Source organism: Nitrospira sp. (assembly GCA_024998565.1).
GTDB lineage: Bacteria > Nitrospirota > Nitrospiria > Nitrospirales > Nitrospiraceae > Nitrospira_A.
This window is the reverse complement of sequence record JACOEM010000016.1, coordinates 41,781-64,599: the sequence shown is the minus strand read 5'-3', so window position 1 is coordinate 64,599 and position 22,819 is coordinate 41,781. Positions and strand designations below refer to the sequence as shown.

Genomic DNA, 22,819 nt, shown 5'->3' with positions numbered 1-22,819 from the left:
CGCAGATCGTGGCGAATTCTGAAAAATAGTCATAGGCCACGATGGTGATGACCAAACGGCCCCCTGTGGTTTCCTCAATGGACACATCGCATGGATGGTCCGGTGTGAGCGTGGCGGCTTGCTTGACGTGCGTGGCGAGTGTGTTCGGGGAGAACGCAGAAAAATAATCCGGGTCCATCCGCGTGACGAAGTCTTGCAGGATGTCGCGGTCGATGTCCTGACAAAGCGGAGTCAGGGTGGCAAGGAGCTGGTCGCGGTCTGCGTTCGCGTGCAGCATGTGTCGGTGGAGTATACCCGAAGGCGCTCTCGTTGTACCGGAAGAATTGCGCCAGTATAATGCGGCGCCATGACCAGACGTTTGCCACAGCAGGACCCGCCGGCCCAGCGCCGGGATTCCGTTTCCTCCCGGGTCTTCCCCGATCCATCCCCCTTACTGGTGGCGTCCGGTCTTGAGCCGGATCAGGTGGTCAAGATTCTGAGCCGCTACGGAATCACCCATCCGGCCGAGGCGGATACAAATATCCAGAGTATGGCCGGGGATCCCCATACACGCCGGATTCTGGCCACGCTTCTGCCCGGGCTTCTGATGGAGATTGCCCGCACGGCCGATCCTGATCAAGCTCTGAATCATTGGGAACGACTGCTTTCGGGCAGCGTCAATCGCTCCTCGCTCCTGCAGTATCTGCAAGCCTCGCCGAAGATGTTGGGGCTGCTCTGTACGATTTTCGGAAACAGCGATTCTCTCGCCTTTGCTCTCATTCGCGACCCCATGCTCGTGTATTGGTTAGCGGAAGAAGATGTCTTGACGACCGCTCCGACCCGGGAAGGGATGGTGGCGGCCCTTCGTCAAAGCCTGGGCTCGCTAAAGGTGATCGAATTAAAGTTGGATGTCCTGCGACGGGTGCGTCGCCGGGAAATGTTGCGCATCGGTGTGCGGGACCTTCTGCATCTGGCCACGGTCGAAGACACGACCGGCTCCTTGTCCGATCTCGCCTCGGTCCTCATTCATGCGGCCTATGAAATCGTCGATCAGGATCTCAAGGCGGTCCATGGGACGCCGATGCATCAAGACGCGAGCGGCGCCTGGGTGGAGACGGAGTTTGTCGTCATCGGGATGGGCAAGCTCGGCGCGCATGAGCTGAATTACAGCTCGGACGTGGATCTGATTTACGTCTACGCGTCTGCGGAGGGTGAGACCAGAAAAGGAAAGGGCGGGCGCCAGTCGAACAATCATGGTCTGTCCAACGAAGAATATTTTGAGCTGCTGGCGCGTTCACTGACGAAGGCCCTGGCCGAGCAAACCCGGGAAGGCGCCGTGTTTCGTGTCGATTTGCGACTGCGCGCCGAGGGATCTGTCGGCCAGCTCGCACGATCAGTCGAGGCCTACGAGAAGTACTACGCCCAGCGTGGCCAGGTGTGGGAGCGGCTGGCGCTGCTCAAGGCCTGGCCTATCGCCGGGTCTCCCGCGGTCGGGCAGGCGTTCGTGCAGATGGTCGAAGGATTTGTCTTTCAGCCTGATCTGCAGCCTCTCTCCAGGGAGCGGGCGTTGGCGATCATCCGCGATGTCCGTTCAGTCAAAGAGATGATCGATGAAAAGATCGCAGGACGCGGGCATCAGCATCGAAATGTGAAGTTGGGCACGGGTGGGATTCGAGAACTGGAATTTCTCGTCCAAACGATTCAGGTGCTCATCGGCAAGGCGGTTCCCGAGATTTTGGATCGCAGAACGGTGGGGGCTCTGCACCGGTTTTGCCGGCAGCGGTTTGTAGAGGAAGACGATCAACGTCGACTGACCGAGGCGTACTGGTTCTTACGGGATGTCGAACACAAGCTGCAGATGATGCATGATTTGCAGACGCACGCGTTGCCTGACAGTAATGAGGAACTGCAGCGTTGCGCGATCAGGATGGGATACAGCGCGGAGTCGCGCGAAGGGGCGTTGGCAGAGTTTCTAGCGGACCGGCAGCGGCATACGGCAATCGTGCATCAGACGTTCCGGTCGCTCTTTTACCACCCGGAGACCTCAGCCCTGTTTGCCGCCGTGGTGGCTGCGGCGGAAGGCCACTCCCGCCGCAGCGCGTCTCGGCTCGAAAAAGAGACCGGCCCGGCGGGGCCACCGCCGGACCGGTCTTCGACAGCGAAGAAGAAACGGAAACCTTAGTACATACCTTCCATGCCGTGGTTGTGACCAGCATGGCCACCGGCAGCTTCTTTCTTCTCCTCCGGCAATTCCGTGATCATGACTTCGGTCGTGAGCATCAAGCCCGCGACGCTGGCGGCGTTCTGCAAGGCACAACGCGACACCTTCGTCGGATCGATGATGCCCAGCTTGATCATGTCCACGTATTCGTCGGCAGCGGCGTTGTAACCGCCGTTCGGATTCTTGTCCTCACGGACCCGACCGACCACCACTGAGCCTTCGGCTCCGGCGTTGGCTGCGATCTGACGGACCGGCTCTTCGAGCGCCCGGCGCACGATGTCCACGCCGACTTTCTGCTCCAAGGGCAGATCCTTGAGGGAATCCAATCCCTTGAGACAGCGCAGATAGGCCGTGCCTCCGCCAGGAACGATGCCTTCCTCGACGGCTGCCTTGGTGGCGTGCAAGGCGTCTTCCACGCGCGCCTTCTTTTCCTTCATTTCGGTCTCGGTGGCTGCACCGACGTTGATGACCGCCACGCCGCCGACGATCTTGGCCAGCCGCTCCTGCAGCTTCTCGCGATCGTAATCCGAGGTGGTCTCTTCGATCTGAGCCTTGATCTGCTTCACGCGGCCGTCGATCTTCTTGGGATCGCCATGACCTTCGACGATCGTGGTGTTGTCCTTGTCGATCGTGACGCGCTTGGCGCGGCCGAGATCCGTCAGCTTGACGTTCTCGAGCTTCAGGCCGAGGTCTTCAGAGATCACCTGGCCGCCGGTCAGGATCGCGATGTCCTCCAGCATGGCCTTGCGGCGATCGCCGAAGCCCGGGGCCTTCACCGCCGACACATTGAGGGTGCCGCGGAGCTTGTTGACCACCAAGGTGGCGAGCGCTTCGCCTTCGACTTCTTCAGCAATGATGATGAGCGGCTTGCCGAGCTTGGCAACCTGCTCGAGGACCGGGAGGAGGTCCTTCATGCTGCTGACTTTCTTTTCGTTGATCAGGATGAGCGGCTCGTCCATGACGGCTTCCATCCGCTCGGCGTTGGTCACGAAGTAGGGGGAGATGTAGCCGCGATCGAACTGCATGCCCTCGACCACATCCAGGGAGGTGGTCATCGACTTGGCTTCTTCGACCGTGATCACGCCATCCTTGCCGACCTTTTCCATCGCTTCCGCGATGAGGTCGCCGATGGTCTTGTCGTTGTTGGCGGAAATGGTGCCGACTTGGGAGATTTCGGTCTTGTTCTGGCAAGGCTTGCTGAGCTTCTTCAGCTCGCCGATCACGACTTCCACGGCCTTGTTGATGCCGCGCTGGATTTCCATCGGGTTGGCGCCGGCAGTGATGTTCTTGACGCCTTCCCGATAGATCGCCTGGGCCAACACGGTGGCGGTGGTGGTTCCGTCGCCGGCCGTATCGCTGGTCTTGCTCGCGACTTCGCGAACCAGCTGGGCGCCCATGTTCTCGTACGGGTTCTTCAGTTCGACTTCCTTCGCCACGGTCACGCCGTCCTTGGTGATCGTCGGGGCGCCGAACTTCTTATCCAAAATCGCGTTCCGGCCCTTGGGACCGAGCGTCGCCTTGACGGCATCGGCGAGCTGGTTCACCCCGCGCAGGATGGCCGCCCGTGCCGCTTCGCTATACAACAGTTGCTTTGCCATAATCGTCCTCCGTTAATCGTCTAGTAGTCGTTGTTCAGGTGTTTGGGGGTCAGACAGAATTAGTGGGTGAAAATGCCCAGGATGTCTTCTTCCTTGAGGATGAGGCACTCTTCGTCTTCGATCCGAAGCTTGCTGCCGGAATACTTGTCGAACAACACCTGGTCGCCGACCTTGATGTTCTCGACCTTCTTTCCGATGGCCTGCACGATACCCCGCTGCGGCTTTTCCTTCGCAGAGTCAGGGACATAGATCCCGCCGGAGGTCCGTTCCATTTCCTCAGTGTAGGTGACGAACAAACGGTCACCGAGCGGCTGAAAATTCTTCGCAGCCGTGGACTTCTTGTCTTTCGCTTCCGTAGCCATACCGAATCCTCCTTCTGGTGATGAGCGTCGAGGCCCTAATGTACAGTTGTGTGAAAGCTGGTAAATCAGCTTTGACGTGTTACCGCAAGGGCTACCTGCAGTAAACCCGAGACATAGATAGCGCTAGCAAGAGGCAAGTCAATGGATGGACTATAAAATTATTCTACGGTGAGATGCAATGGGGTAATGGCCTCTAAGCTATTGATTCTCTAAGGCATGCTTTCTGAGTCTTTCCACTATATTTTGGAAAAGCTCGCCGCAAGGTTGCGCCAAGGGCTCAAGTCGGAGTCAGAAGGAAGTCGAAATCCCGATTATTGAGCAGCCGAGAGGGTCTTCCGAGCCAGTAGCTCCAGGATATTGCGGGTGATCTGTTGGGCGGCCTCACTGGTTCGGGCGGTTCGTAGCGCCGGCGCATTGTAATCGTCCAGGCCCCAACTCCACTGGATGGTTCCTGTCGCAAACACGTGGGCCCCGCTCGGGGCTCGGTAGAGGGTCATATCGCCATACACGACCTGTCCATTCCGCTGGTGGGGAGAATGGGCAAGGATCTCCAACCCCGCCGGTCCCTCCGGGAATGCCCGGTCGATCTCGTACCCCAGCAGGCCGGGCAGGCGATGGTCCGGGGGCAAGGGGATACCAGTGAACAGCGGATGAGACGGCTGGGTGATGAGCACATCTCCATCCACCGGGACGGTCTCGAACATTACGCCGATGAGCTTGTGTTCGGGTCGGTTGAGCGGCTGATCGCGCCACTGAACGGTGATCCGGTGGTCGTTGGACGGATCGCCATCCAAGGCATAGGGATCCTCCGTCAGAGCCACCTCCTTGTAGGACACCATGGTCCGATTGGGTTCAGTCGTGAGAGGGCTGGGTTCGAGCCGGATCTGCCAGTAACAGGTATTGGCGGAGAAGAAGCCGAGGCTGAGCCCTTGGTCGCGCGCCGCTTCCACATGGCGCCGCATTGCATCGGACCAGTATTCATCGTGGCCGACCGAGAGCCAGGCCCTGTGGCCCTTCCAGAAGCCTGAGCGGCTATGGGTGTCGATATCGGTGCTGTAGGTGACGTCGTAGCCATTGCGCTCCAGCCAACGGACCATGTTGTATTCCCACCCTGCGGTCGAGAGGGAGCGGGTCGGGTGAATCGACATGGCGGTGAGGAACTCTCCGGCACCTACGCCGCTGCCGCCCTGAGGATGTTGGCTTCGGCCGTAGGGACGGTTGAACGAGACTTTCCGCGCCCATAGTTCATCGCGGCTGTTCGAGGGGTAGGTCGATTTGCCGCCCCAGTTGTTGTAGGCCTGGAATGTTGTGACGCTGGATTGAAACAAGAAGTCGGCCGGCCGGTTGTCTTCTCTGATGACGAAGATGATGTAGCTTTGTTTGCCGCTGCTCGTGCCGGTCAACTTGGCGAGGTAGACGCCGCTGAGCCATTCGCCCGGGTCCTCCGTGTTCGTGCTGAGCGTGTAGGACACCTGCCAATCGCATTCGATGAGTCCGGTGACCGGGTCCGCCGTCGGCATCGGTTGTCGCACTCCCGGCAGCGAAATGCCGCCTTGGACCAACCGGGCTCCGGCTCCCGCATACCACCCCATCCGGTAGATAGCGACGGTGATGCGTGGGTCGGTGCTATGGATGTAGAAGTGGAGTGTGTCCCCGCGGTGGATGCTGGTGGCCGAGGCATACCCTTCAACCTCATGGTCGGCCGGGTCGGTGAGGATCCAGTCAGAGTTGCCAGGTCGGGCATTTTCCCGCGTGATGGGAGAGTCGGCCAGTGCGCGGACAGGTGAAGCGGTTTCGCCGACCGCCGCCAGCATGAGGCCGGCGATGACGATCCTGAAGAAGGCCGCCGTCCTACATCCGAAGGCGGTCAAAGTCCTTCACATCCTTCTTGATGTAGTCGCGGAGGCGTTTGATGATTCGCGCCTCCAACTGCCTGGTGCGTTCCTTGGTGATGCCGTATTTCGCGCCCATGTCTTCCAGCGTCAATGGTGTTTCGGAGAGAATGCGGTTGCGCAGGATGTCTTCTTCCCGCTCATCGAGGGTCTTCGTGAATTCGGCCAGCTTCCGCCGGAATAGTGCCTTGAGTTGGGTATCGGCCAGTCGTTCGTCCGCCGGCTGCTCATGCGCAGGCAGGATATCCATCAGCGTGCCATCGTTTTCCTGGCCGATGGGTTGATCGAGCGACAGTTCCCAGCTGCCCAGCCGCTGATCCATCTCGATGACATCGCGTTCGCGCACGTTGAGGCGATCCGCCAGCAACTTGCTGTCGGGCGCGAAGCCTTCCCGTTCGAGCTTGGCCTTTTCCTTTTTCAGATTGTAGAAGAGCTTGCGCTGGTCCTGGGTCGTGCCGACTTTGATCAATCGGTAGGTATTCAGCAGGTACCGGAGAATGTAGGCCCTTGCCCACCAGGCCGCGTAGGCATAAAAGCGGACGTTCTTCGTGGGGTCGAATTTTTTGATCGCCTGGAGCAGGCCGACGTTGCCCTCCTGAATCAAATCCATGTGGTCGGCGCCGGTATGCAGGTACTCCGACGCAATGGAGACGGAGACCCGCAGGTTGGCCAGGATGAGCTTCATGGCCGCATCGCGACTGCCCCTGAGCTGATATTCCTCGAAGAGCCGGAGTTCTTCTTCTTTGCTCAGGTAGGGATAACGACGGATTTCTGTCAGGTATTGCTGGAGCGTGGTGACCGGGACCAGGGAGGTTGAGAGCGGGGCCTCCTGCGGTTCCTTTGACGGCTGGTGGTCGGCTGCGTCATGTTCCTCCGTGACCTCTTCGTCCGTCGGCTCAAGGGCCTCGGGTTCGATGGCGTCGGTGTCTTCGTCCAGGTCTGCGTGAGAATCCGAGTTGTGCGTGTGTTCGCGCTGTGTCATAGGGGTTGAAACCGTGGGCTACCAGCCAGGACGCTCATCATGAATTCCGAGCAAGGGCTGACTATACCAGATGTCGGGTGCCAGGCAACAACGTGATAGGCCGGCTTGCCCGCGCGTCCCTTGCGTCTCTGAAATCGCGCCTCGTATAGTGCGTGGATGATGCTGAAAAACCACACGGATGACATGGACACAGCCGGCGCGGAATGAAGTCGTTAATGAGCCTCAGCACGTTGGCGGTAGCCTTGCGCAGCGGACATTGGCCGACCCTGGCCGGCGCCTGGTTGCATCTCACCGTGAGTTTCATGGTGTGGCTGCTGTTCGGGGCCTTGGCCGTGGCGATCGGGCAGGAACTCGGGCTGACCGCGACCCAACAGAGTGTGCTTGTGGCCCTGCCGTTGTTGGGCGGCGCGGTGCTGCGAATTGCCGCCGGCTGGGCCTGTGACTGGTATGGGGCGAAGCGGACCGGTCTGCTGGTGTTGGGCCTTCAACTGCTCGCGGTCATCTGGGCGGCGCTCGGAGGGCGGAGTTATGTGGAGCTCCTCGGCATTGCGCTCCTGCTTGGTGCCGGAGGGGCGAGTTTTGCGGTGGCCATGCCGGTGGCCAGCCGGGCCTATCCCGCGACCCATCAAGGTCTGGTGTTGGGCCTGGTGGCCTCGGGGAATATCGGGACCGTGTTGGTGCTGCTGCTCGCTCCGCGATGGGAAACGGCGCTCGGATGGCACTGGGCGTGCGGAATCATGGCCGTCCCCATTCTGATCGCGATCGGTCTCTTTACCACTGTGGTGCAGAGCGAGCCGACTGTGCGCACGGCAGGAGAGGGGGCCTGGTGGCAGGCGGCCTGGGCGATGGCGCGGGTGCCGTCGGTGTATTGGCTTTGTATGATTTACGGTGTCACGTTCGGCGGATTCGTCGGGCTGACGAGTTTTCTCCCGGTATTGTTGCACGATCAGTATGGGAGCGATCCGATCGTCGGTGGTTCCATCGCCGCGCTCTGCGGGTTCACAGGAAGTTTGATTCGTCCGGTCGGCGGATATGTGGCGGATCGATGGGGCGGGCTGCCGGTGCTGGTCGGGGTGTTTATTGCACTCGCTTCGATGACGGTGCTGGCGGGGTCGCTTCCGGCGTTACCCTGGGCCGTAGGATTGCTGGTGGTGACGATTGCCGTGATGGGGTTCGGGAACGGGGTGATTTTTCAAATCGTCTCCGAGTGGTTTCCAAAGGACATCGGTCTGGCGTCCGGCCTGGTGGGCGCGGCCGGCGGGATCGGCGGGTTCCTGGTGCCCATCGGGTTCGGGTTGCTGCGGGAAAGTACGGGCACGTTCCTGTTCGGGTTCGTGGGATTGGCGGTCGTGAGTGCCGCCGCAGCGATGACGGTGGCTCCGGCCCTGCGGTGGCGTCCGCAGGCCGTCGCGCAGGCCCCGAGCCCCGGTGGTTTTTCCCGTTGACAGGGGTGGTTTGAAAAGAGTTAGCTGGGCCACCGAAGCAGGCTGGCCTGCACCATCGAGGGATTATGGCGACACCGTTTAATTCGATCGAAGACGCGATCAAGGATATCAAGAAGGGGAAGTTCATCATCCTCGTCGATGACGAAGATCGTGAAAACGAGGGCGATCTTGTGATGGCGGCCGGCAAGGTCACGCCGCACGCCGTCAACTTCATGGCCAAACATGCCCGTGGCCTCATCTGTCTGGCGCTGACTCCGGAGCGTGTTGAGGAATTACAATTGACGCCGCAGGCGGCTGAGAACACGGCTACGTTCGGCACCGCGTTCACGGTTTCCATCGACGCTCGCAAAGGGATTACCACCGGGATTTCGGCGGCCGATCGTGCCACGACTATTCATGTGGCGATCGATCCCCGTTCTGCCCCGGCCGACCTTGCCCGTCCCGGTCATATTTTCCCGCTCAAGTCGCAAGTCGGCGGGGTGCTTCGGCGCGCGGGGCAGACGGAAGGGTCGGTGGACCTGGCGCGATTGGCCGGACTGTACCCCGCGGGCGTCATCTGCGAGATCATGAATGAAGACGGCACGATGGCGCGTGTGCCGGAACTGACCAAGTTTGCCAAGCGGCATAAGCTGAAAATGGTCACGATCAAGGCGTTGATCGAGTACCGCATGCATCGTGAGACGTTCGTGCGCCGAGCGGCCAGTGCCTTGCTCCCCACCACCTTCGGCGATTTTGAAGCGATTGCGTTCGAGAACGATATCGACGGCGCGACCCACATTGCGCTGGTGAAAGGCCGGGTGGATGCCGAGACGCCGATGCTGGTCCGAGTCCATTCCGGTTGTCTGACGGCGGATGTGCTGGGGTCGTTGCGGTGCGACTGTCGTGAGCAACTCCATCGGGCGATGGAGATCATTCAGAAGGACGGCCGGGGCGTGTTGCTCTATCTCAATCAAGAGGGGCGCGGGATCGGTCTGCTGAATAAGATCCGTGCCTATGGTCTGCAGGATTCCGGCAGCGATACCGTCGAAGCGAATCTCCAGCTCGGATTTAAGGCCGATCTGCGCGACTATGGCGTCGGCGCCCAGATCCTCGTGCAGCTTGGGTTGCATCGCATCCGCCTGATTACCAACAATCCCCGCAAGATCGTCGGCATCGAAGGCTACGGCCTGAAGGTGGTCGAACGGGTGCCGATTGAGATCGCGCCCCGCGCCGACAACGAAAAATATCTCCGCACCAAAAAAGCCAAGCTCGGCCACCTTTTGAAAAAGGTCTAGTGTCGCTCCAGCCGGTCTCAATCCTGAGTCATCCTCGTGTGGGAAAGATGCGTGCGCCGACGGCCTGAAACGTGTAGCCATTTGAGGGCGTTTCCAGGTATGATCCCCCTCCTTATTCGGCGCACACAGTCCATGAGACGTCTGACTCGTTATCTCATCCCATGAAGCTTCGCAAGGGTTCCCAAGACGCCACGGGGCTGACGTTCGGCATCGTGGCGAGCAAATTTAATAAGTTTGTCACCAGCCGGTTGCTAACGGAGTGCGTGAAGGCACTGACGAAGGCCGGCGTGACGGATGAGGCCATCGAGGTGGTACGGGTGCCGGGCGCGTTTGAAATTCCCCTCGTGGCCCGCCAGCTTGCCCGGTCCGGTCGATTCGATGCGGTGATTTGTCTCGGCGCAGTGATCCGTGGTGATACGCCGCATTTCGAGTACATCAGTGCCGAAGTCAGTCGAGGGATTCTACAAGCCTCGATGGATTCGAATATCCCGGTCATCTTCGGCGTCCTCACCACCGATACCGTGGCTCAGGCCATTGAGCGCGCCGACCCCGATAAGTTGAATCGCGGCGCCGATGCGGCGAAAACGGCGATCGAAATGGTCAATGTGATGCGATTGCTCAAAAAGGAAGGAAGCGGGGAGACGCCGCAGCCGGCTGCCCCGTCACGACGAGCCGGGCGATCGGCAGCGAGGCCGAAACGCTGACCGGCGTTGCACTATGGCCTCTCGACATCAAGCCCGTGAACGGGCGGTACAGATTCTCTTTCAATACGATATTCACGGCCAGGCGGGTCCCTGGCTGGACGATTTCTGGATTCAGTATCCCTTGGCTGAGGAGTTGCGTGTGTTCGCGGAGCGATTGGTATCCGGCGTCCGGGCCAACAAAAAGGAACTGGACGCGCTGATCGGGACCTATGCGACCAACTGGAAGGTCAGCCGGATGCCGATCATCGACCGCAATATTCTCCGCATGGGCTGTTTTGAATTGCTGCATGTGCCGGAGGTGCCGGCCAAGGTCACGCTGAATGAGGCGATCGAGCTGGCCAAGAGTTTCGGCGACGAAGAGGCCTCCAAATTCGTGAACGGCATTCTCGACAAGGTGCTCGGGTCGGATGCACGGTTGGAACGGAAGCGGGCGTTTCCCGAATTGCCGGTGGTGGGCAGCGACAGCAGCGTAAAGCGTGAAACGTGAAACGTTTTTCGAGGGACATCCCCTCTGGATTGCCTAAGCGAACGACGCGTCACGAGCGACGAACAACGAGGAAGAGATGATCGATCGATATACCCGTCCGCAGATGAGTGCCATCTGGGACCTTCAGCATAAATATGAAATCTGGCTGGAAGTGGAGTTACAGGCCTGCGCCGCGTTTGAGCGTGGCGGGCAGATTCCGCGCGGGACCAGCTCGAGAATTCGCAAGAAGGCCAAGATCGATGTGGCGCGCATCGCTGAGATCGAAAAGGTCACGAAACACGATGTGATCGCGTTCCTCGAATCACTGATGGATTCGGTCGGACCTGAGCACCGGTTCCTGCACATGGGGCTCACCTCATCGGACATCGTCGATACGTCGCTGGCCGTGCAGATGACCGAAGCGCTCGATCTGATTCTCGAGGATCTCAATGAGTTGATTGCTGTGCTGAAGAAACGGGCACTCGAGCATCGCCATACGGTGATGGTCGGCCGGTCGCACGGCATTCATGGCGAGCCGGTGTCGTTCGGGTTCAAGTTGGCGATTTGGTATGAGGAGGCCTGCCGGCACCGGACGCGCCTCGAAGCGGCACGCAAGGATATCGCCGTCGGCAAGCTCTCGGGCGCGATGGGCACCTTCGCGCATCAAGGCCCTGAAATTGAAGAGTATGTCTGCGCCAAGATGGGGCTCGCGTCGGATCCGGTGTCCAACCAGATTGTGCAGCGCGACCGGCATGCGGCCTATGCCTCCGCGCTGGCGCTGTTGGCCGCGACCATTGAAAAAATCGCCACCGAAATTCGTCATCTGCAGCGCACGGAGGTGCTGGAGGCGGAAGAATATTTCTCCGCCGGACAGAAGGGGTCATCGGCGATGCCCCACAAGCGCAATCCGATCGCGTCGGAAAATCTGTGCGGTCTGGCGCGCCTGGTACGCGGCAATAGCCTGGCCGCGCTGGAGAACGTGGCCCTGTGGCATGAGCGTGATATCAGCCACTCCTCGGTGGAGCGGGTGATCATGCCGGACAGCACCATTCTGGTTGATTACATGTTGGCCCGCGTGACCGACCTGGTGAAGAATCTGATCGTGTATCCCGAGCGGATGCAACGCAACCTCGATCTGACCGGAGGCCTGGTCTATTCGCAGCGACTGCTGCTGGCCTTGATCGATAAGGGCGCCCAGCGCAAAGAGTCCTACGAAGCCGTCCAGCGCAATGCGATGACGGCTTGGAAAGGCGGGGTCGGGTTTCAAGAACTGGTCGCTCGCGATCCGTTCATCACGACTCACTTGAAGCCGCACGAAATCACGGCCTGTTTCGATCCGGCCTATTACTTGCGGCATCTCGACCAAGTCTTCCGCCGGGTGTTTGGGGCGAGCGGTGCTTCGTCCGCCAGACGACGGAGGAAACGGGCATGAGCCTGCGGTCGACAGCACGAATCGGGCTCTTGGCCGGTCTGTTGGTGCTGGCCGCGGTTTGGCCTGCTCCCGCAGCCGATCGCGAGAAGCTTCTCACAGAGCCTGGGGTATACGGCACATTTGCGACCTTCCAGATGGACCATGATTGGTGGGACCTCCCGGGCGAGTCGCGCGTCATTTCGGTGGCGGAGGTTAAGGGATTAGTCGAGCAGTGGTCCGGCAAGATTTTGGTCGAGTCCTATCTGCTCCGGGGGCTATCCGACCATGCCGATCTCATGTTCCGGATACATGCCCGGACCTTGTCCGACACCCAACAGTTTCTGTCAGCCTTCATGGGGACGCGATTGGGGCGACATCTCACCACAGGCGGATTGCTGCATGGCCTGAGCAAGAAGCCGACCTACGTTGCCGGCTTCCCTGAATCCATGAAGACAGAGTTACAGGTGAACGGCGAATCCGGTTCCAGGCCGTACGCAATTGTGATTCCCATCAAAAAGGACGCGGAATGGTGGGGGTTGGACCAGGAGTCACGGACCGCCCTGATGCAGGAGCATACGCAGGCGGCGCTTCCCTATCTCAAGACGGTGAAACGGAAACTGTATCACTCAACGGGTTTCGACGACGTCGATTTCATCACCTATTTTGAGACCGAAAAGTTGGAGGACTTTCACAATCTGGTGCGGGCGCTGCAGCAGGTGAAGGAATTCCGCCACAATCGACGCTTCGGACATCCGACCCTGTTGGGCACGATGAGTCCGCTGGATGAGATCCTGGAAAAGTTCGCACAGTAGTCGAAGGAGAGAGGGATGACCGTCGAACCAGCAGGCACGATGATTTATGAGGGCAAGGCTAAGAAGATTTTCACGACTGAACGGCCGGATCAGGTATTGCAGTATTTCAAGGACGACGCCACGGCCTTCAATGCGCAGAAGCGCGGGACCATCGTCGATAAAGGGGTGGTCAACAACAAGGTCTCGGAGCGGCTGTTCCAGCTTCTCGAACAGCAGGGGATCTCGACGCATTTCATCGAACGCGTCAGCGACCGTGAGATGCTCACCAAGCGAGTGACGATTGTGCCGGTCGAAGTGGTGGTGCGGAACGTCATCGCGGGGAGCCTTGCGAAGCGGCTGGGTCTCAAAGAAGGCGCGGCCATCGACCCGGCGATCATCGAGTTTTATTACAAAGACGATGCCTTGGGCGATCCGCTCGTGAACGACGATCACTTGCGCCTATTGAATGTGGCGACTCCGGCCGTGCTGCGGGAGATGCGTGAGCTTGGCCACAAAATCAATGCCGTGTTGTTGCCGTTCTTCAGAGAACGCCGGATGATGCTCGTCGATTTCAAGCTGGAGTTCGGTGTGTTTCATAACCGACTCATCCTCGCCGACGAAATTTCTCCCGATACCTGCCGGTTCTGGGACCAGACGACCAAAGAGTCGATGGACAAGGACCGGTTTCGGAAGGATTTGGGGAAAATCGAAGAGGCCTATCAGGAAGTGTTGAAGCGGGTGTGCGAATAAAGGCGGCATGAACCGGTTTCTCCAGTTGTTTTTGAACTATGGTCTGGTGGCGGCGATTCTGGTGTGGGCGGCCACGGTGGCGTTGATGGCCTATCACCTCAAGGAATCGCCCTGGCGCTGGGCGTTTGTCTTGATGTCGCTGGCAGGGCTCGGGACCATCGGCGTGATCTTTTGGATCCGGAGGTACGTGCAGAAGGTCGGCAAAGCACAGCAGGAAGTGGGAAAAGCACAATGAAAGCCAAGATTCATGTGACGCTGAAGCAGGGAATTCTCGACCCGCAGGGGAAGGCGATCGAACATGCGCTGGACTCCCTCGGGTTTAAGAATGCGGGAAACGTGCGAGTCGGCAAGTACATGGAAGTGGACGTGAACGAACCGGACCTCGCCAAGGCGGATGCCCAGGTGAAGCAGATGTGTGAAAAATTGCTGGCGAATACGGTGATCGAGGATTATCAGTACGAGTTGCAGTGAGGCAGCGCGACGGCAGGACCTGCTTTGTGCTCGCGCAACGCGCGCAGTAAAACCAGATCCTACCATCGCACTGCGATAGGTGAGGGTGAGTGAAATGAAAATCGGCGTGGTGGTATTTCCCGGCAGTAATTGCGATCACGACTGCCAGTATATCTTCAAGGATGTGCTCGGCCAGTATGTGGAGATGATCTGGCATAAGGAAACTCTGCTCGCGGGGCTCGATGCGATCGTGCTGCCGGGCGGGTTTTCCTACGGGGATTATTTGCGGACCGGCGCCATCGCGCGGTTTTCTCCGGTGATGGGAGCCGTGAAGGCCTTTGCGAATAAGGGTGGCCTGGTCATCGGCATCTGCAATGGGTTCCAGATTTTGCTGGAGGCTGGTCTCCTGCCAGGTGTGATGTTGCGCAACACCTCGCTCAATTTTATCTGCAAAGACGTCTACGTGAAGGTGGAAAACGCGGCGACACGGTTTACGAATCAATGCGAGTCCGGCCAGGTGCTGAAGATTCCCATCGCGCATGCCGACGGCAACTATTACACTGATCCGGTCACGCTCGGCGGCATTAAAGCCAATGCACAAGTGCTCTTTCGCTACTGCACGGCAGACGGCAAGGTAACGCCCGATGCGAACCCGAACGGGTCGCTGGACAACATCGCCGGGATCATGAATGCGGACGGAAATGTGCTGGGCATGATGCCGCATCCCGAACGCAGTGCGGAATCGATATTGGGCAATGAAGATGGTCGGCTGATCTTTCAGTCGATGTTGAGCTCGTTCGGCAAGCCTGAATTGCAATCCAAGTTGATCGGAGTATGACGGCCGGTTCGCGTGAGCAGCCGTGCCGGAACTGTCGGTAACCCCCTACGATCGAGAATGTGTCATTCATGAACGCACTGGTCATTACCAAAGCCATCCTCGAACAGCATAAGCTGAGCGATGACGAATATAAGAAGATCCTGGAGATCTTGGGGCGAGAACCCAACTGGACCGAACTGGGCATGTTCTCGGCCATGTGGAGCGAACATTGCTCGTACAAGAGCTCCCGCATCCACCTGAAGAAGTTGCCGACGACGGGGCCGCGCGTGGTTCAGGGGCCAGGCGAAAATGCTGGCGCGGTCGATATTGGAGATGGTCTGTGCGCGGTGTTCAAGATGGAGTCTCACAACCATCCCTCTTTCATTGAGCCCTACCAGGGGGCGGCGACGGGGGTGGGCGGAATTCTACGCGATATTTTTACGATGGGCGCCAGGCCGATTGCGTTGTTGAACTCGCTGCGATTCGGTGGATTGGATAATGCGAATACCCGCCTTCTGCTTAAGGGTGTTGTGTCGGGTATTGCCGGTTACGGCAACTGCATGGGGGTGCCCACCGTCGGCGGAGAAGTCGTCTTCAACGACATTTATGCCCTGAATCCTCTGGTGAATGTGTTCTGCCTGGGCATTGCGAAGAAGGACAAGATTTTTCTGGGTAAGGCGGCCGGCGTCGGGAACCCGGTGATCTATTTCGGTTCGAAGACCGGGCGTGACGGGATTCACGGCGCGACGATGGCCTCGGACTCGTTCGATGAACAAGCCGCTCAGAAGCGTCCGACGGTACAGGTCGGTGACCCGTTTACTGAGAAGCTGTTGCTCGAAGCCTGTTTGGAACTGATGGCCGGTGATTGCCTGGTCGGCATTCAAGACATGGGCGCTGCCGGTTTGACGAGTTCGGCCTGCGAAATGGCCTCGCGAGAAGGTACGGGCGTGGAGTTGGAATTGGCAGATGTGCCGCGTCGTGAACCGGGGATGACGCCCTACGAGATCATGCTCTCGGAATCCCAGGAACGGATGTTGATGGTGGCGAAGGCCGGCCGTGAAGACGAGGTGATCGAGATCTGCCGCAAGTGGGATCTGGATGTGGCGGTGATCGGCCGGGTGACGGATACGGGCAAGGTCGTCCTCAAAGAGAATGGCCAAGTGGTTGCAGAGATTCCAGCCAAGGCTTTGGCCGACGAGGGGCCCCGGTATGATCGGCCGAGTTCGCCGCCTGCCTATCAAGAGATGCTGCAGGCGCTGAATCACGATGCCCTGCCCGACGTCAAAGACGCCAATGCTGCATTGCTCGCACTCCTGGATTCGCCGACCATTGCCAGTAAACGGTGGGTCTACGAGCAGTATGACCACATGGTGCGAACAAATACGATGGTGCGTCCGGGGTCGGATGCGGCCGTGTTGCGGGTGAAAGGGACGAATAAGGCGCTGGCGTTGTCCGTTGATTGCAACGGGCGCTATTGTCTCTTGAATCCTTATGAGGGCGCCAAGATTGCCATTGCGGAATGCGCGCGAAACCTGGCCTGCTCGGGAGCTGAGCCGATCGGCGTGACCGATTGCCTGAATTTCGGCAATCCGCAGCGGCCCGAGGTCATGTGGCAGTTCGTACTTGCGATTGAAGGACTGAAGGATGCGTGCGAGGCGTTGAATGTGCCCATCGTGAGCGGCAACGTGAGTCTGTACAATGAGACGAATGACCTGTCGATTTACCCCACCCCGATGATCGGAATGGTCGGGTTGATCGAAGAGGCCGATCGTGCCGTGACGCAGTGGTTCAAGGAAACCGGCGATGCGATCATTCTCCTGGGCCAGACCCGTGAAGATCTTGGTGGAACGGAATATCTGAAGGTCTTGCACCATCGGGAGCAGGGTTCGCCGCCTATGCTGAGTCTGGATACCGAAAGGGCCGTCCAGGCTTGCACCATTCGACTCATCCGCGAGGGGTGGGTGCAGTCGGCCCATGACTGTTCCGATGGCGGATTGGCGGTGGCGCTCACGGAGTGTTGCATCTCGGGTTCAGCTCAACGATTGGGGGCTGTGGTACAATTGCCGCTTGACGGTCTTCGTCGAGACGCGTTGCTTTTTGGGGAAAGCCAATCACGAATTCTGCTCTCCGTGAAAGCGGAACTAGCCGAGCGGGTCTTAAACGCGGCCTGGGATGCCGGTGTTCATGCCGCTCGGATCGGTACAGTCGGAGGTGACCGGTTAGTGATTCAAGTAGACGGTGACCAGCGGACGGCTGGCTGCAAAATCGATCTCGAATTGACGGCACTGTATGACCGTTGGGGATTGGCAATCCCTCGTGCATTAGGTCAGAACTAGGATACGGACGTCATGGCCAACGAACTCCCGCTGATTTCTCCCGATAAGTTCCACGACGAATGTGCCGTGTTCGGTATCTACGGCCATAAAGAAGCCGCGAACCTCGCCTACCTCGGTCTCTATGCGCTGCAACATCGCGGACAGGAAGCGTCCGGCATTGTCTCCAATGACGGCGAACAGTTTTATGTCGAAAAGGGCCAAGGCCTCGTCGCGGACATTTTCTCTCAACAGGCGCTAGCACGTCTGCCCGGCACGATGGCGATCGGGCACAACCGTTATTCCACTGCGGGCGGGGCAGGCCTCAAGAATGTGCAACCTTTGAGCGTCAATTTTGCCTTCGGTAACCTGGCCGTGGCGCACAACGGGAATTTGATCAATGCCACCATGCTTCGTAGTGAACTGGAAGCCTATGGCGCTATTTTTCAATCGACGTCCGACACGGAAGTCATTATCCATCTCATCGCCCATTCACGGGCGGATACGCTGCTGGACCGAGTCATCGATTCGCTTACACAGGTTCGCGGCGCATTTTCAGTGGTTCTGATGACCGATCAGGGTATTGTCGCCGCGCGCGATCCCCATGGATTCCGCCCCCTGTGCCTGGGACGGTTTCGTGACGCCTGGATCGTGGCCTCCGAAAGTTGCGCGTTCGATCTGTTGGATGCCGAATATGTAAGGGAGATCGAACCGGGAGAGTTGGTGGTGCTGGATCATCAGGGCGTCACCAGTTATAAGCCATTCGCTCAAACCAAGCCGGCCATGTGTGTGTTTGAATATGTCTACTTTGCCCGTCCTGACAGCCGCATTTTTGGAGGCAAAGCCGTCTATTCCATCCGGAAAGCATTCGGACGGCAATTGGCGAAAGAATCGCGGGTTGATGCGGACATCGTGATTCCCGTGCCGGATTCAGGGGTGCCGGCGGCGTTGGGGTATTCGGAAGGGTCTGGGTTTCCTTTTGAAACCGGACTGATACGGAATCACTATGTGGGTCGCACTTTCATCGAGCCGGAGCAGTCAATTCGTCACTTCGGGGTGAAGGTGAAGCTCAATGCCGTTCCCGAAGTCCTCGAAGGGAAACGCGTCGTCGTGGTAGACGATTCGTTGGTTCGGGGAACGACGAGCCGAAAAATCGTCAAGATGCTGCGTCATGCCGGAGCGAAAGAAGTGCATATGCGGATTAGTTCTCCGCCGATCGTGTCACCCTGTTTTTATGGCATTGATACCCCGACCAAGAAGGAATTGATCGCGTCCAGTCACACCACCGAAGAGATTCGCAAATACATCACCGCGGATAGCCTCGCCTACTTGAGCCTGGACGGCATGGTGAAGGCGGCTCCCGGCACGCCGGGGCAGTACTGCGATGCCTGCTTTACCGAACAATATCCGATCTCCTTTACCCGGGCGGAAGAACTCCAACTCGGGCTCTTTGAAGCTCCACGCTGACCTCCTCGTCATCGCCGTTTCATAGGATCGTCTGGACTTCCTCGTCTGCCTTGCTAGACTGAGTGGCATGTCCCTGGTCCGGAAATATCGAATAATCGTTGCCACTGGTGTTGTGGTTGTTGGGGTCCGCATCGCGTCCCGCCTGACGAGTCTCAGGCGATTGCTCGGCTGGTTATTGTGCGAGCGTTCAGCCGATCCGGATGAGCAAGTGTTGAAAGATGTGGCCTATTTTGTGGATCGGTGGCTCGCGCTGTTTCCATACAATCCGAGGGGAAATTGTTTTCCGCGAGCGTTAGCACTGTTTTTTTTCGCCCGCCGTGCCGGCCTTCCCGTTCAATTCAAATGTGGGGTGCTGAAGCTTAATCAGCAGCTGGAGGGACACGCCTGGCTGGTGCTGGATGGTCATGTGTTTCTTGAGTCGTCCTCCTACTGGCAATCGTTTACGGTGACGGTTACCTTCCCGCAATCTCCGGTTTCTTCAAGTACTCAATCATCTCGCATCTCCTGAGACCTCCTCTGCACGTTACCGTTCTTTTGGTATCGGCTGAACCTGGCGGGCCTGGGCGAATTTTGAGACCCATCAGCGCCTCCAGCCCTAGGCCTTTTTCATCCGGTTTCGATGAAAACACAATCCATCTCCCCCAAAGGGAGGTGGAGTCCAATCTCACTGGGGATGGCGAAACGAGCGTGATGACGATAGTTTCGCCCTTGTCTTTCAGTGGTGTGACGGTTTGCTTGTGGGGAGACCAAGACTTCGCGGAACAATCGGTTGTGGAGCGGATGATGGTATCGGAGCAGTCACATGTTTCCAGTAATTTGAACCAGGAGTATCCCTATGCCTGCCACTGTGCATCTGTGGAGTGAGCGTCAGCTCGAATTGTCAGAACTGTTTCCCAGGCAGGATGAACAGGTCCACAGCGCGGTTCTTGATGGTGAAAGTGTGCTGTTGAATCTGAGCTCCGGCCGCTACTACACGCTTAATGTTGTCGGATCAACCATCTGGGATTTGTGCAAAGGGGAGCAGTCGCTACGGCAGATTCACTCAACAATCTGTGCCATGTTTGACGTGTCTGAACAGCAGGCTCAGGACGATATGTTGGAGTTGTTCGTGCTTTTGGAGCAGGAAGGATTACTTCACACAGAAAGGAGGTGAGCGAGAATGGAGCGACAGATAAAACCCGAATACGTCAAGCCGGCGCTCGTGAAACATGAGTTGCTGCGCGACGTGACGGCCATTCAGTTGTCCCGCGTGCTGGATCGAACACCCGTATAACATGCCAGACTCTCCAGGGAGAGCCATGGAGCTGGCCGGTTAAGTAGACCGGCCAGCTCGCCCTATACCTGTATGGTCGCGACGACAGGCAGAAGGCTGAAAGGAGAAGCGGTAATGTTCATGGCGTCGTCAATGAAGGAACTTCTACTCTCCGTGCATGGCATAGAGATGACATTCACCACCAATTCGTCCGAGCTGGCACACTCGGTTGAGGCGTTACTCCATCACTTTCACTGCGACACCGTTGCGGCTCACCCGATGCGGATGGAGTTCGACGCGATCGCGCGGCGTGAGGATGTTCCGGTCCGGATTTCCGGTTCAGCGCAATTGTTGCATGGCGGTTCTGGTCTCGTAATCGGTCCCGATCGGCAGACGACATGGTCCTGCGACATATATTCAAACAACGGCCTATTGATTGCCGATTTTCATGAAGACGGGTTGGTCGTCCTCGATGGGGTCTCGCAATCTGCCCATGGGTATCTGGTGAGGCCGGAGGCAATGGCGCCGGATATCCGGGTGAGTTTTGTCCATTTTGCCATGACGGAACTTCTGAAGCGGCGCGGATTGTATACGTTTCATGCCACTGCCCTGGAGCACAAGGGGCAGGGGGTGCTGATTCCTGGTTTCAGTGGGCGGGGCAAAACCACCTCGTTCCTATCCCTGCTGCGAGCAGGGTATCGTTACCTCTCCGACGATCACCCGTTCTTTCGGGTCAACGGCACGCGTGTTGAAATCCTCCCGTATCCGCTCAAGATCAATGTGACCGATCACACCGTCTCGTTCTTTCCTGAACTGCGAGAGGCTCCGCCATCTGTGCTTCATGCAGGTGTTCCCAAGCGCTATTTCCATGCTGAGGATCTATATCCGGGGCCATTAGGCCAGCCTTGCGAGCCAAGCGTGATCCTCTTTCCCGAGGTACTCGATTCTTCGCACAGTTGTCTGGAGCCCTTGTCCAAAAAGGTGGCATTAGAAATGATTCTTCCGCATTCGTTGCTCGTGTATGACGCTGAGGTGGCGCGTCGGGAGTTTCAAGCACTTGTTCGTCTGGTCGAGCAAACGGACTGTTATCGACTCCACTTCGGACGCGACGTCCTGGAGTTGCCATGGCTGGTAACGCCTCTTCTGGAGAAGCGGCAAGCAAGGAGAGAGAACTGACATGGGACAGCGTCCTAGGTCCACCGTCGCACAATGGAACTCTTCTCGTCTGGGAGGTATTTCGCGTAAGGGGATGACGCCGGCGCCAGGTTTGGCCCTCATGCATGCAGAGGGACGACTACTTGCACTCTGTGCGCGAACGACGGTGAATGAGTTTATTCGAGTCGAAGTCGCAGATTTGGCCTGTGATGGAATTGATTGGGAGCTGGTCTGGAAGCTGTCCAGAACCCATGGCGTGGCGCCGCTAGTGCATCGCAATCTTGTCACGATTTGTCCGGCTGCCGTGCCTTCTTCCATTCACGAAGCGTTTCGTCGGCACAATCAAGCGAACGCTCTTTTGAATAGCTTGTTGGCTAAAGAACTCGTGACCTTACTGGATGCGTTGGCGGCTAAGGGGGTGACGGCGATTCCCTTTAAGGGCGTCACGCTTGCACAGACGGCGTATGGCGATCTCGGTTTACGGGAATGTGCGGATATTGATTTGATTGTTGAGCAGGGAGCGATTCCTCAAGCTCGGAAAGTCTTATGGTCTCAGGGGTATCAACTGACCAGCCAGGACATGGGGAGCGGGGAGGAGTCAGGGGAGCCGTACCACTTTTTTCAGAGGCGAAACGGCATTGTTGCGGTCGATCTTCAGTGGGTGATGGCTCGCCGGCATTTCGGATTCCGGCTTGATCGGAGCGTGTTTTGGGGAAGACTGAAACCTGTTCACTTACCAACCAAATCGGTGATGGGCCTCTGCCCTGAGGATCTGTTGATTCTTCTTTGCGTGCATGGGTCAAAACATGCCTGGGAGCAGTTGAAGTGGGTCTGCGATGTGGCGGAGCTCGTGCGTCGGCGGCCAGCGTTAGATTGGAGTCGTGTGCTGTTTCAAGCAGACGAGTGGAGATGTCGACGGTTGGTCCTGCTCGGCCTGGCGATGGCTCACAGCCTCTTCGATACCGCCGTCCCACGGACGATACTTCAGGAGATAGAGGCAGATGCAGACATCCCCATCCTCGTTCGAAAGATGCCTAGGCAACTGCTGAAGAATCCTCGTCATGGGATTGATGAAGATTCTGCAGAGGCTCTCTACATGACCCTCAAAGATTCCTGGTCTGAGCGGTGGAGATTGGGGGCTGCGCTCTGTCGTGCGGAAGCGGAGGTGCTCACCTGTTCGTTGCCATGGTTCCGGTTTCAACGACGACTTCGTATGCTGGCCACTTGTTTGAAACCGTTGCATCGGATTGTCGCTAAATGGCTTCTTTCTGTCCGGATGCGTGAAGCAGTCGTGCGATGGTTGCAGCGCTCCGGCTGATCGTAGGCTTCCCGCCATGAAACGTTTCCCCTTCGTCAATAGATAAATGCCTTGCTCCCTAAGTGGTTGCTCCCGAAAAAAAACGCATGCTAGGATACCTGCATCACCAGCAGTGATTGTTGCCTGCTGCGAACCAGCCAGAGGGAGTATTGGCTTCCATCATTGGCTTGGTT

21 protein-coding genes are annotated in these 22,819 nt (G+C 58.2%); 17 read left to right on the top strand and 4 right to left on the bottom strand.

Annotation, left to right across the window (positions count from 1 at the left end):
- The first annotated feature begins 346 nt into the window (after positions 1-346).
- Positions 347-2,161 (top strand): hypothetical protein, encoded by a 1,815-nt coding sequence (locus H8K11_19145; protein ID MCS6265866.1) that lies wholly within the window; start codon positions 347-349, stop codon positions 2,159-2,161.
- On the opposite strand, the gene groL is transcribed toward H8K11_19145, so the two are convergent.
- From groL to H8K11_19125, 4 genes are all read right to left on the bottom strand, one after another.
- Complete coding sequence (gene groL / locus H8K11_19140; protein ID MCS6265865.1) at positions 2,158-3,798, bottom strand: chaperonin GroEL; 1,641 nt, start codon at positions 3,796-3,798, stop codon at positions 2,158-2,160. The two genes, H8K11_19145 and groL, sit on opposite strands and share 4 nt — an antisense overlap.
- A gap of 59 nt (positions 3,799-3,857) precedes the next feature.
- The gene (locus H8K11_19135; protein ID MCS6265864.1) at positions 3,858-4,160 is read right to left on the bottom strand and encodes a co-chaperone GroES; all 303 of its coding nucleotides are present in this window, start codon (positions 4,158-4,160) and stop codon (positions 3,858-3,860) included.
- 311 nt (positions 4,161-4,471) lie between these two features.
- Positions 4,472-6,031: a hypothetical protein gene (locus H8K11_19130; GenBank protein MCS6265863.1), complete on the bottom strand. Its 1,560-nt coding sequence runs from the start codon at positions 6,029-6,031 to the stop codon at positions 4,472-4,474.
- The gene (locus tag H8K11_19125) at positions 6,012-7,034 is read right to left on the bottom strand and encodes an RNA polymerase factor sigma-32 (protein MCS6265862.1); all 1,023 of its coding nucleotides are present in this window, start codon (positions 7,032-7,034) and stop codon (positions 6,012-6,014) included. The genes H8K11_19130 and H8K11_19125 overlap by 20 nt, the downstream gene beginning before the upstream one ends.
- A 215-nt stretch (positions 7,035-7,249) precedes the next feature.
- On the opposite strand from H8K11_19125, the gene H8K11_19120 reads away from it, so the two are divergent.
- From H8K11_19120 to H8K11_19045, 16 genes are all read left to right on the top strand, one after another.
- Complete coding sequence (locus H8K11_19120) at positions 7,250-8,479, top strand: NarK/NasA family nitrate transporter (GenBank protein MCS6265861.1); 1,230 nt, start codon at positions 7,250-7,252, stop codon at positions 8,477-8,479.
- 65 nt (positions 8,480-8,544) lie between these two features.
- A complete protein-coding gene (locus H8K11_19115) occupies positions 8,545-9,753 on the top strand; it encodes a bifunctional 3,4-dihydroxy-2-butanone-4-phosphate synthase/GTP cyclohydrolase II (GenBank protein MCS6265860.1) in 1,209 nt (402 codons plus the stop codon).
- Positions 9,754-9,914: 161 nt separating this feature from the next.
- Entirely contained in the window at positions 9,915-10,457 is a 543-nt protein-coding gene (locus H8K11_19110) for a 6,7-dimethyl-8-ribityllumazine synthase (protein ID MCS6265859.1), read from the top strand.
- A 13-nt stretch (positions 10,458-10,470) separates the two neighbouring features.
- A complete protein-coding gene (gene nusB, locus H8K11_19105; protein ID MCS6265858.1) occupies positions 10,471-10,944 on the top strand; it encodes a transcription antitermination factor NusB in 474 nt (157 codons plus the stop codon).
- Positions 10,945-11,020: 76 nt separating this feature from the next.
- On the top strand, positions 11,021-12,355 hold the full coding sequence (locus H8K11_19100) for an adenylosuccinate lyase (GenBank protein ID MCS6265857.1): 1,335 nt from the start codon (positions 11,021-11,023) through the stop codon (positions 12,353-12,355).
- Entirely contained in the window at positions 12,352-13,146 is a 795-nt protein-coding gene (locus tag H8K11_19095; protein ID MCS6265856.1) for a chlorite dismutase family protein, read from the top strand. The genes H8K11_19100 and H8K11_19095 overlap by 4 nt, the downstream gene beginning before the upstream one ends.
- Before the next feature lie 15 nt (positions 13,147-13,161).
- A complete protein-coding gene (locus H8K11_19090) occupies positions 13,162-13,875 on the top strand; it encodes a phosphoribosylaminoimidazolesuccinocarboxamide synthase (GenBank protein MCS6265855.1) in 714 nt (237 codons plus the stop codon).
- Between the two features lie 7 nt (positions 13,876-13,882).
- Positions 13,883-14,110, top strand: a complete 228-nt coding sequence (locus H8K11_19085; protein MCS6265854.1) for a hypothetical protein — start codon at positions 13,883-13,885, stop codon at positions 14,108-14,110.
- Positions 14,107-14,346 carry a phosphoribosylformylglycinamidine synthase subunit PurS gene (purS, locus tag H8K11_19080; GenBank protein MCS6265853.1) on the top strand — a complete coding sequence of 80 codons (240 nt, stop codon included), beginning with the start codon at positions 14,107-14,109 and terminating at the stop codon, positions 14,344-14,346. Before H8K11_19085 ends, purS begins: the two co-directional genes overlap by 4 nt.
- A gap of 94 nt (positions 14,347-14,440) precedes the next feature.
- Positions 14,441-15,163: a phosphoribosylformylglycinamidine synthase subunit PurQ gene (gene purQ / locus H8K11_19075; GenBank protein MCS6265852.1), complete on the top strand. Its 723-nt coding sequence runs from the start codon at positions 14,441-14,443 to the stop codon at positions 15,161-15,163.
- 68 nt (positions 15,164-15,231) lie between these two features.
- Positions 15,232-17,478 (top strand): phosphoribosylformylglycinamidine synthase subunit PurL, encoded by a 2,247-nt coding sequence (gene purL / locus H8K11_19070; protein MCS6265851.1) that lies wholly within the window; start codon positions 15,232-15,234, stop codon positions 17,476-17,478.
- A 12-nt stretch (positions 17,479-17,490) separates the two neighbouring features.
- Positions 17,491-18,921, top strand: coding sequence for an amidophosphoribosyltransferase (locus H8K11_19065; GenBank protein ID MCS6265850.1), 1,431 nt, complete (start codon positions 17,491-17,493; stop codon positions 18,919-18,921).
- 67 nt (positions 18,922-18,988) lie between these two features.
- Positions 18,989-19,429 carry a lasso peptide biosynthesis B2 protein gene (locus H8K11_19060; GenBank protein MCS6265849.1) on the top strand — a complete coding sequence of 147 codons (441 nt, stop codon included), beginning with the start codon at positions 18,989-18,991 and terminating at the stop codon, positions 19,427-19,429.
- 327 nt (positions 19,430-19,756) lie between these two features.
- On the top strand, positions 19,757-20,074 hold the full coding sequence (locus tag H8K11_19055) for a PqqD family peptide modification chaperone (protein ID MCS6265848.1): 318 nt from the start codon (positions 19,757-19,759) through the stop codon (positions 20,072-20,074).
- Between the two features lie 240 nt (positions 20,075-20,314).
- Entirely contained in the window at positions 20,315-21,349 is a 1,035-nt protein-coding gene (locus tag H8K11_19050) for a hypothetical protein (GenBank protein MCS6265847.1), read from the top strand.
- Positions 21,350-21,449: 100 nt separating this feature from the next.
- Positions 21,450-22,646, top strand: coding sequence for a nucleotidyltransferase family protein (locus tag H8K11_19045; protein ID MCS6265846.1), 1,197 nt, complete (start codon positions 21,450-21,452; stop codon positions 22,644-22,646).
- Positions 22,647-22,819: the final 173 nt, after the last annotated feature.

What these genes read in the sequence shown, in the direction of transcription:
- H8K11_19090 (MCS6265855.1), top strand. Translation starts at nt 13,162, where the DNA reads ATGACCGTCGAACCAGCAGGCACGATGATTTATGAGGGCAAGGCTAAG.
- H8K11_19050 (MCS6265847.1), top strand. Translation starts at nt 20,315, where the DNA reads ATGGCGTCGTCAATGAAGGAACTTCTACTCTCCGTGCATGGCATAGAG.
- H8K11_19085 (MCS6265854.1), top strand. Translation starts at nt 13,883, where the DNA reads ATGAACCGGTTTCTCCAGTTGTTTTTGAACTATGGTCTGGTGGCGGCG.
- H8K11_19120 (MCS6265861.1), top strand. Translation starts at nt 7,250, where the DNA reads ATGAGCCTCAGCACGTTGGCGGTAGCCTTGCGCAGCGGACATTGGCCG.
- H8K11_19125 (MCS6265862.1), bottom strand. Translation starts at nt 7,034, where the DNA reads ATGACACAGCGCGAACACACGCACAACTCGGATTCTCACGCAGACCTG.
- H8K11_19065 (MCS6265850.1), top strand. Translation starts at nt 17,491, where the DNA reads ATGGCCAACGAACTCCCGCTGATTTCTCCCGATAAGTTCCACGACGAA.
- H8K11_19135 (MCS6265864.1), bottom strand. Translation starts at nt 4,160, where the DNA reads ATGGCTACGGAAGCGAAAGACAAGAAGTCCACGGCTGCGAAGAATTTT.
- purS (MCS6265853.1), top strand. Translation starts at nt 14,107, where the DNA reads ATGAAAGCCAAGATTCATGTGACGCTGAAGCAGGGAATTCTCGACCCG.
- H8K11_19095 (MCS6265856.1), top strand. Translation starts at nt 12,352, where the DNA reads ATGAGCCTGCGGTCGACAGCACGAATCGGGCTCTTGGCCGGTCTGTTG.
- purL (MCS6265851.1), top strand. Translation starts at nt 15,232, where the DNA reads ATGAACGCACTGGTCATTACCAAAGCCATCCTCGAACAGCATAAGCTG.
- H8K11_19045 (MCS6265846.1), top strand. Translation starts at nt 21,450, where the DNA reads ATGCATGCAGAGGGACGACTACTTGCACTCTGTGCGCGAACGACGGTG.
- H8K11_19055 (MCS6265848.1), top strand. Translation starts at nt 19,757, where the DNA reads ATGCCTGCCACTGTGCATCTGTGGAGTGAGCGTCAGCTCGAATTGTCA.
- purQ (MCS6265852.1), top strand. Translation starts at nt 14,441, where the DNA reads ATGAAAATCGGCGTGGTGGTATTTCCCGGCAGTAATTGCGATCACGAC.
- H8K11_19100 (MCS6265857.1), top strand. Translation starts at nt 11,021, where the DNA reads ATGATCGATCGATATACCCGTCCGCAGATGAGTGCCATCTGGGACCTT.
- H8K11_19110 (MCS6265859.1), top strand. Translation starts at nt 9,915, where the DNA reads ATGAAGCTTCGCAAGGGTTCCCAAGACGCCACGGGGCTGACGTTCGGC.
- H8K11_19115 (MCS6265860.1), top strand. Translation starts at nt 8,545, where the DNA reads ATGGCGACACCGTTTAATTCGATCGAAGACGCGATCAAGGATATCAAG.
- H8K11_19145 (MCS6265866.1), top strand. Translation starts at nt 347, where the DNA reads ATGACCAGACGTTTGCCACAGCAGGACCCGCCGGCCCAGCGCCGGGAT.
- H8K11_19060 (MCS6265849.1), top strand. Translation starts at nt 18,989, where the DNA reads ATGTCCCTGGTCCGGAAATATCGAATAATCGTTGCCACTGGTGTTGTG.
- nusB (MCS6265858.1), top strand. Translation starts at nt 10,471, where the DNA reads ATGGCCTCTCGACATCAAGCCCGTGAACGGGCGGTACAGATTCTCTTT.
- groL (MCS6265865.1), bottom strand. Translation starts at nt 3,798, where the DNA reads ATGGCAAAGCAACTGTTGTATAGCGAAGCGGCACGGGCGGCCATCCTG.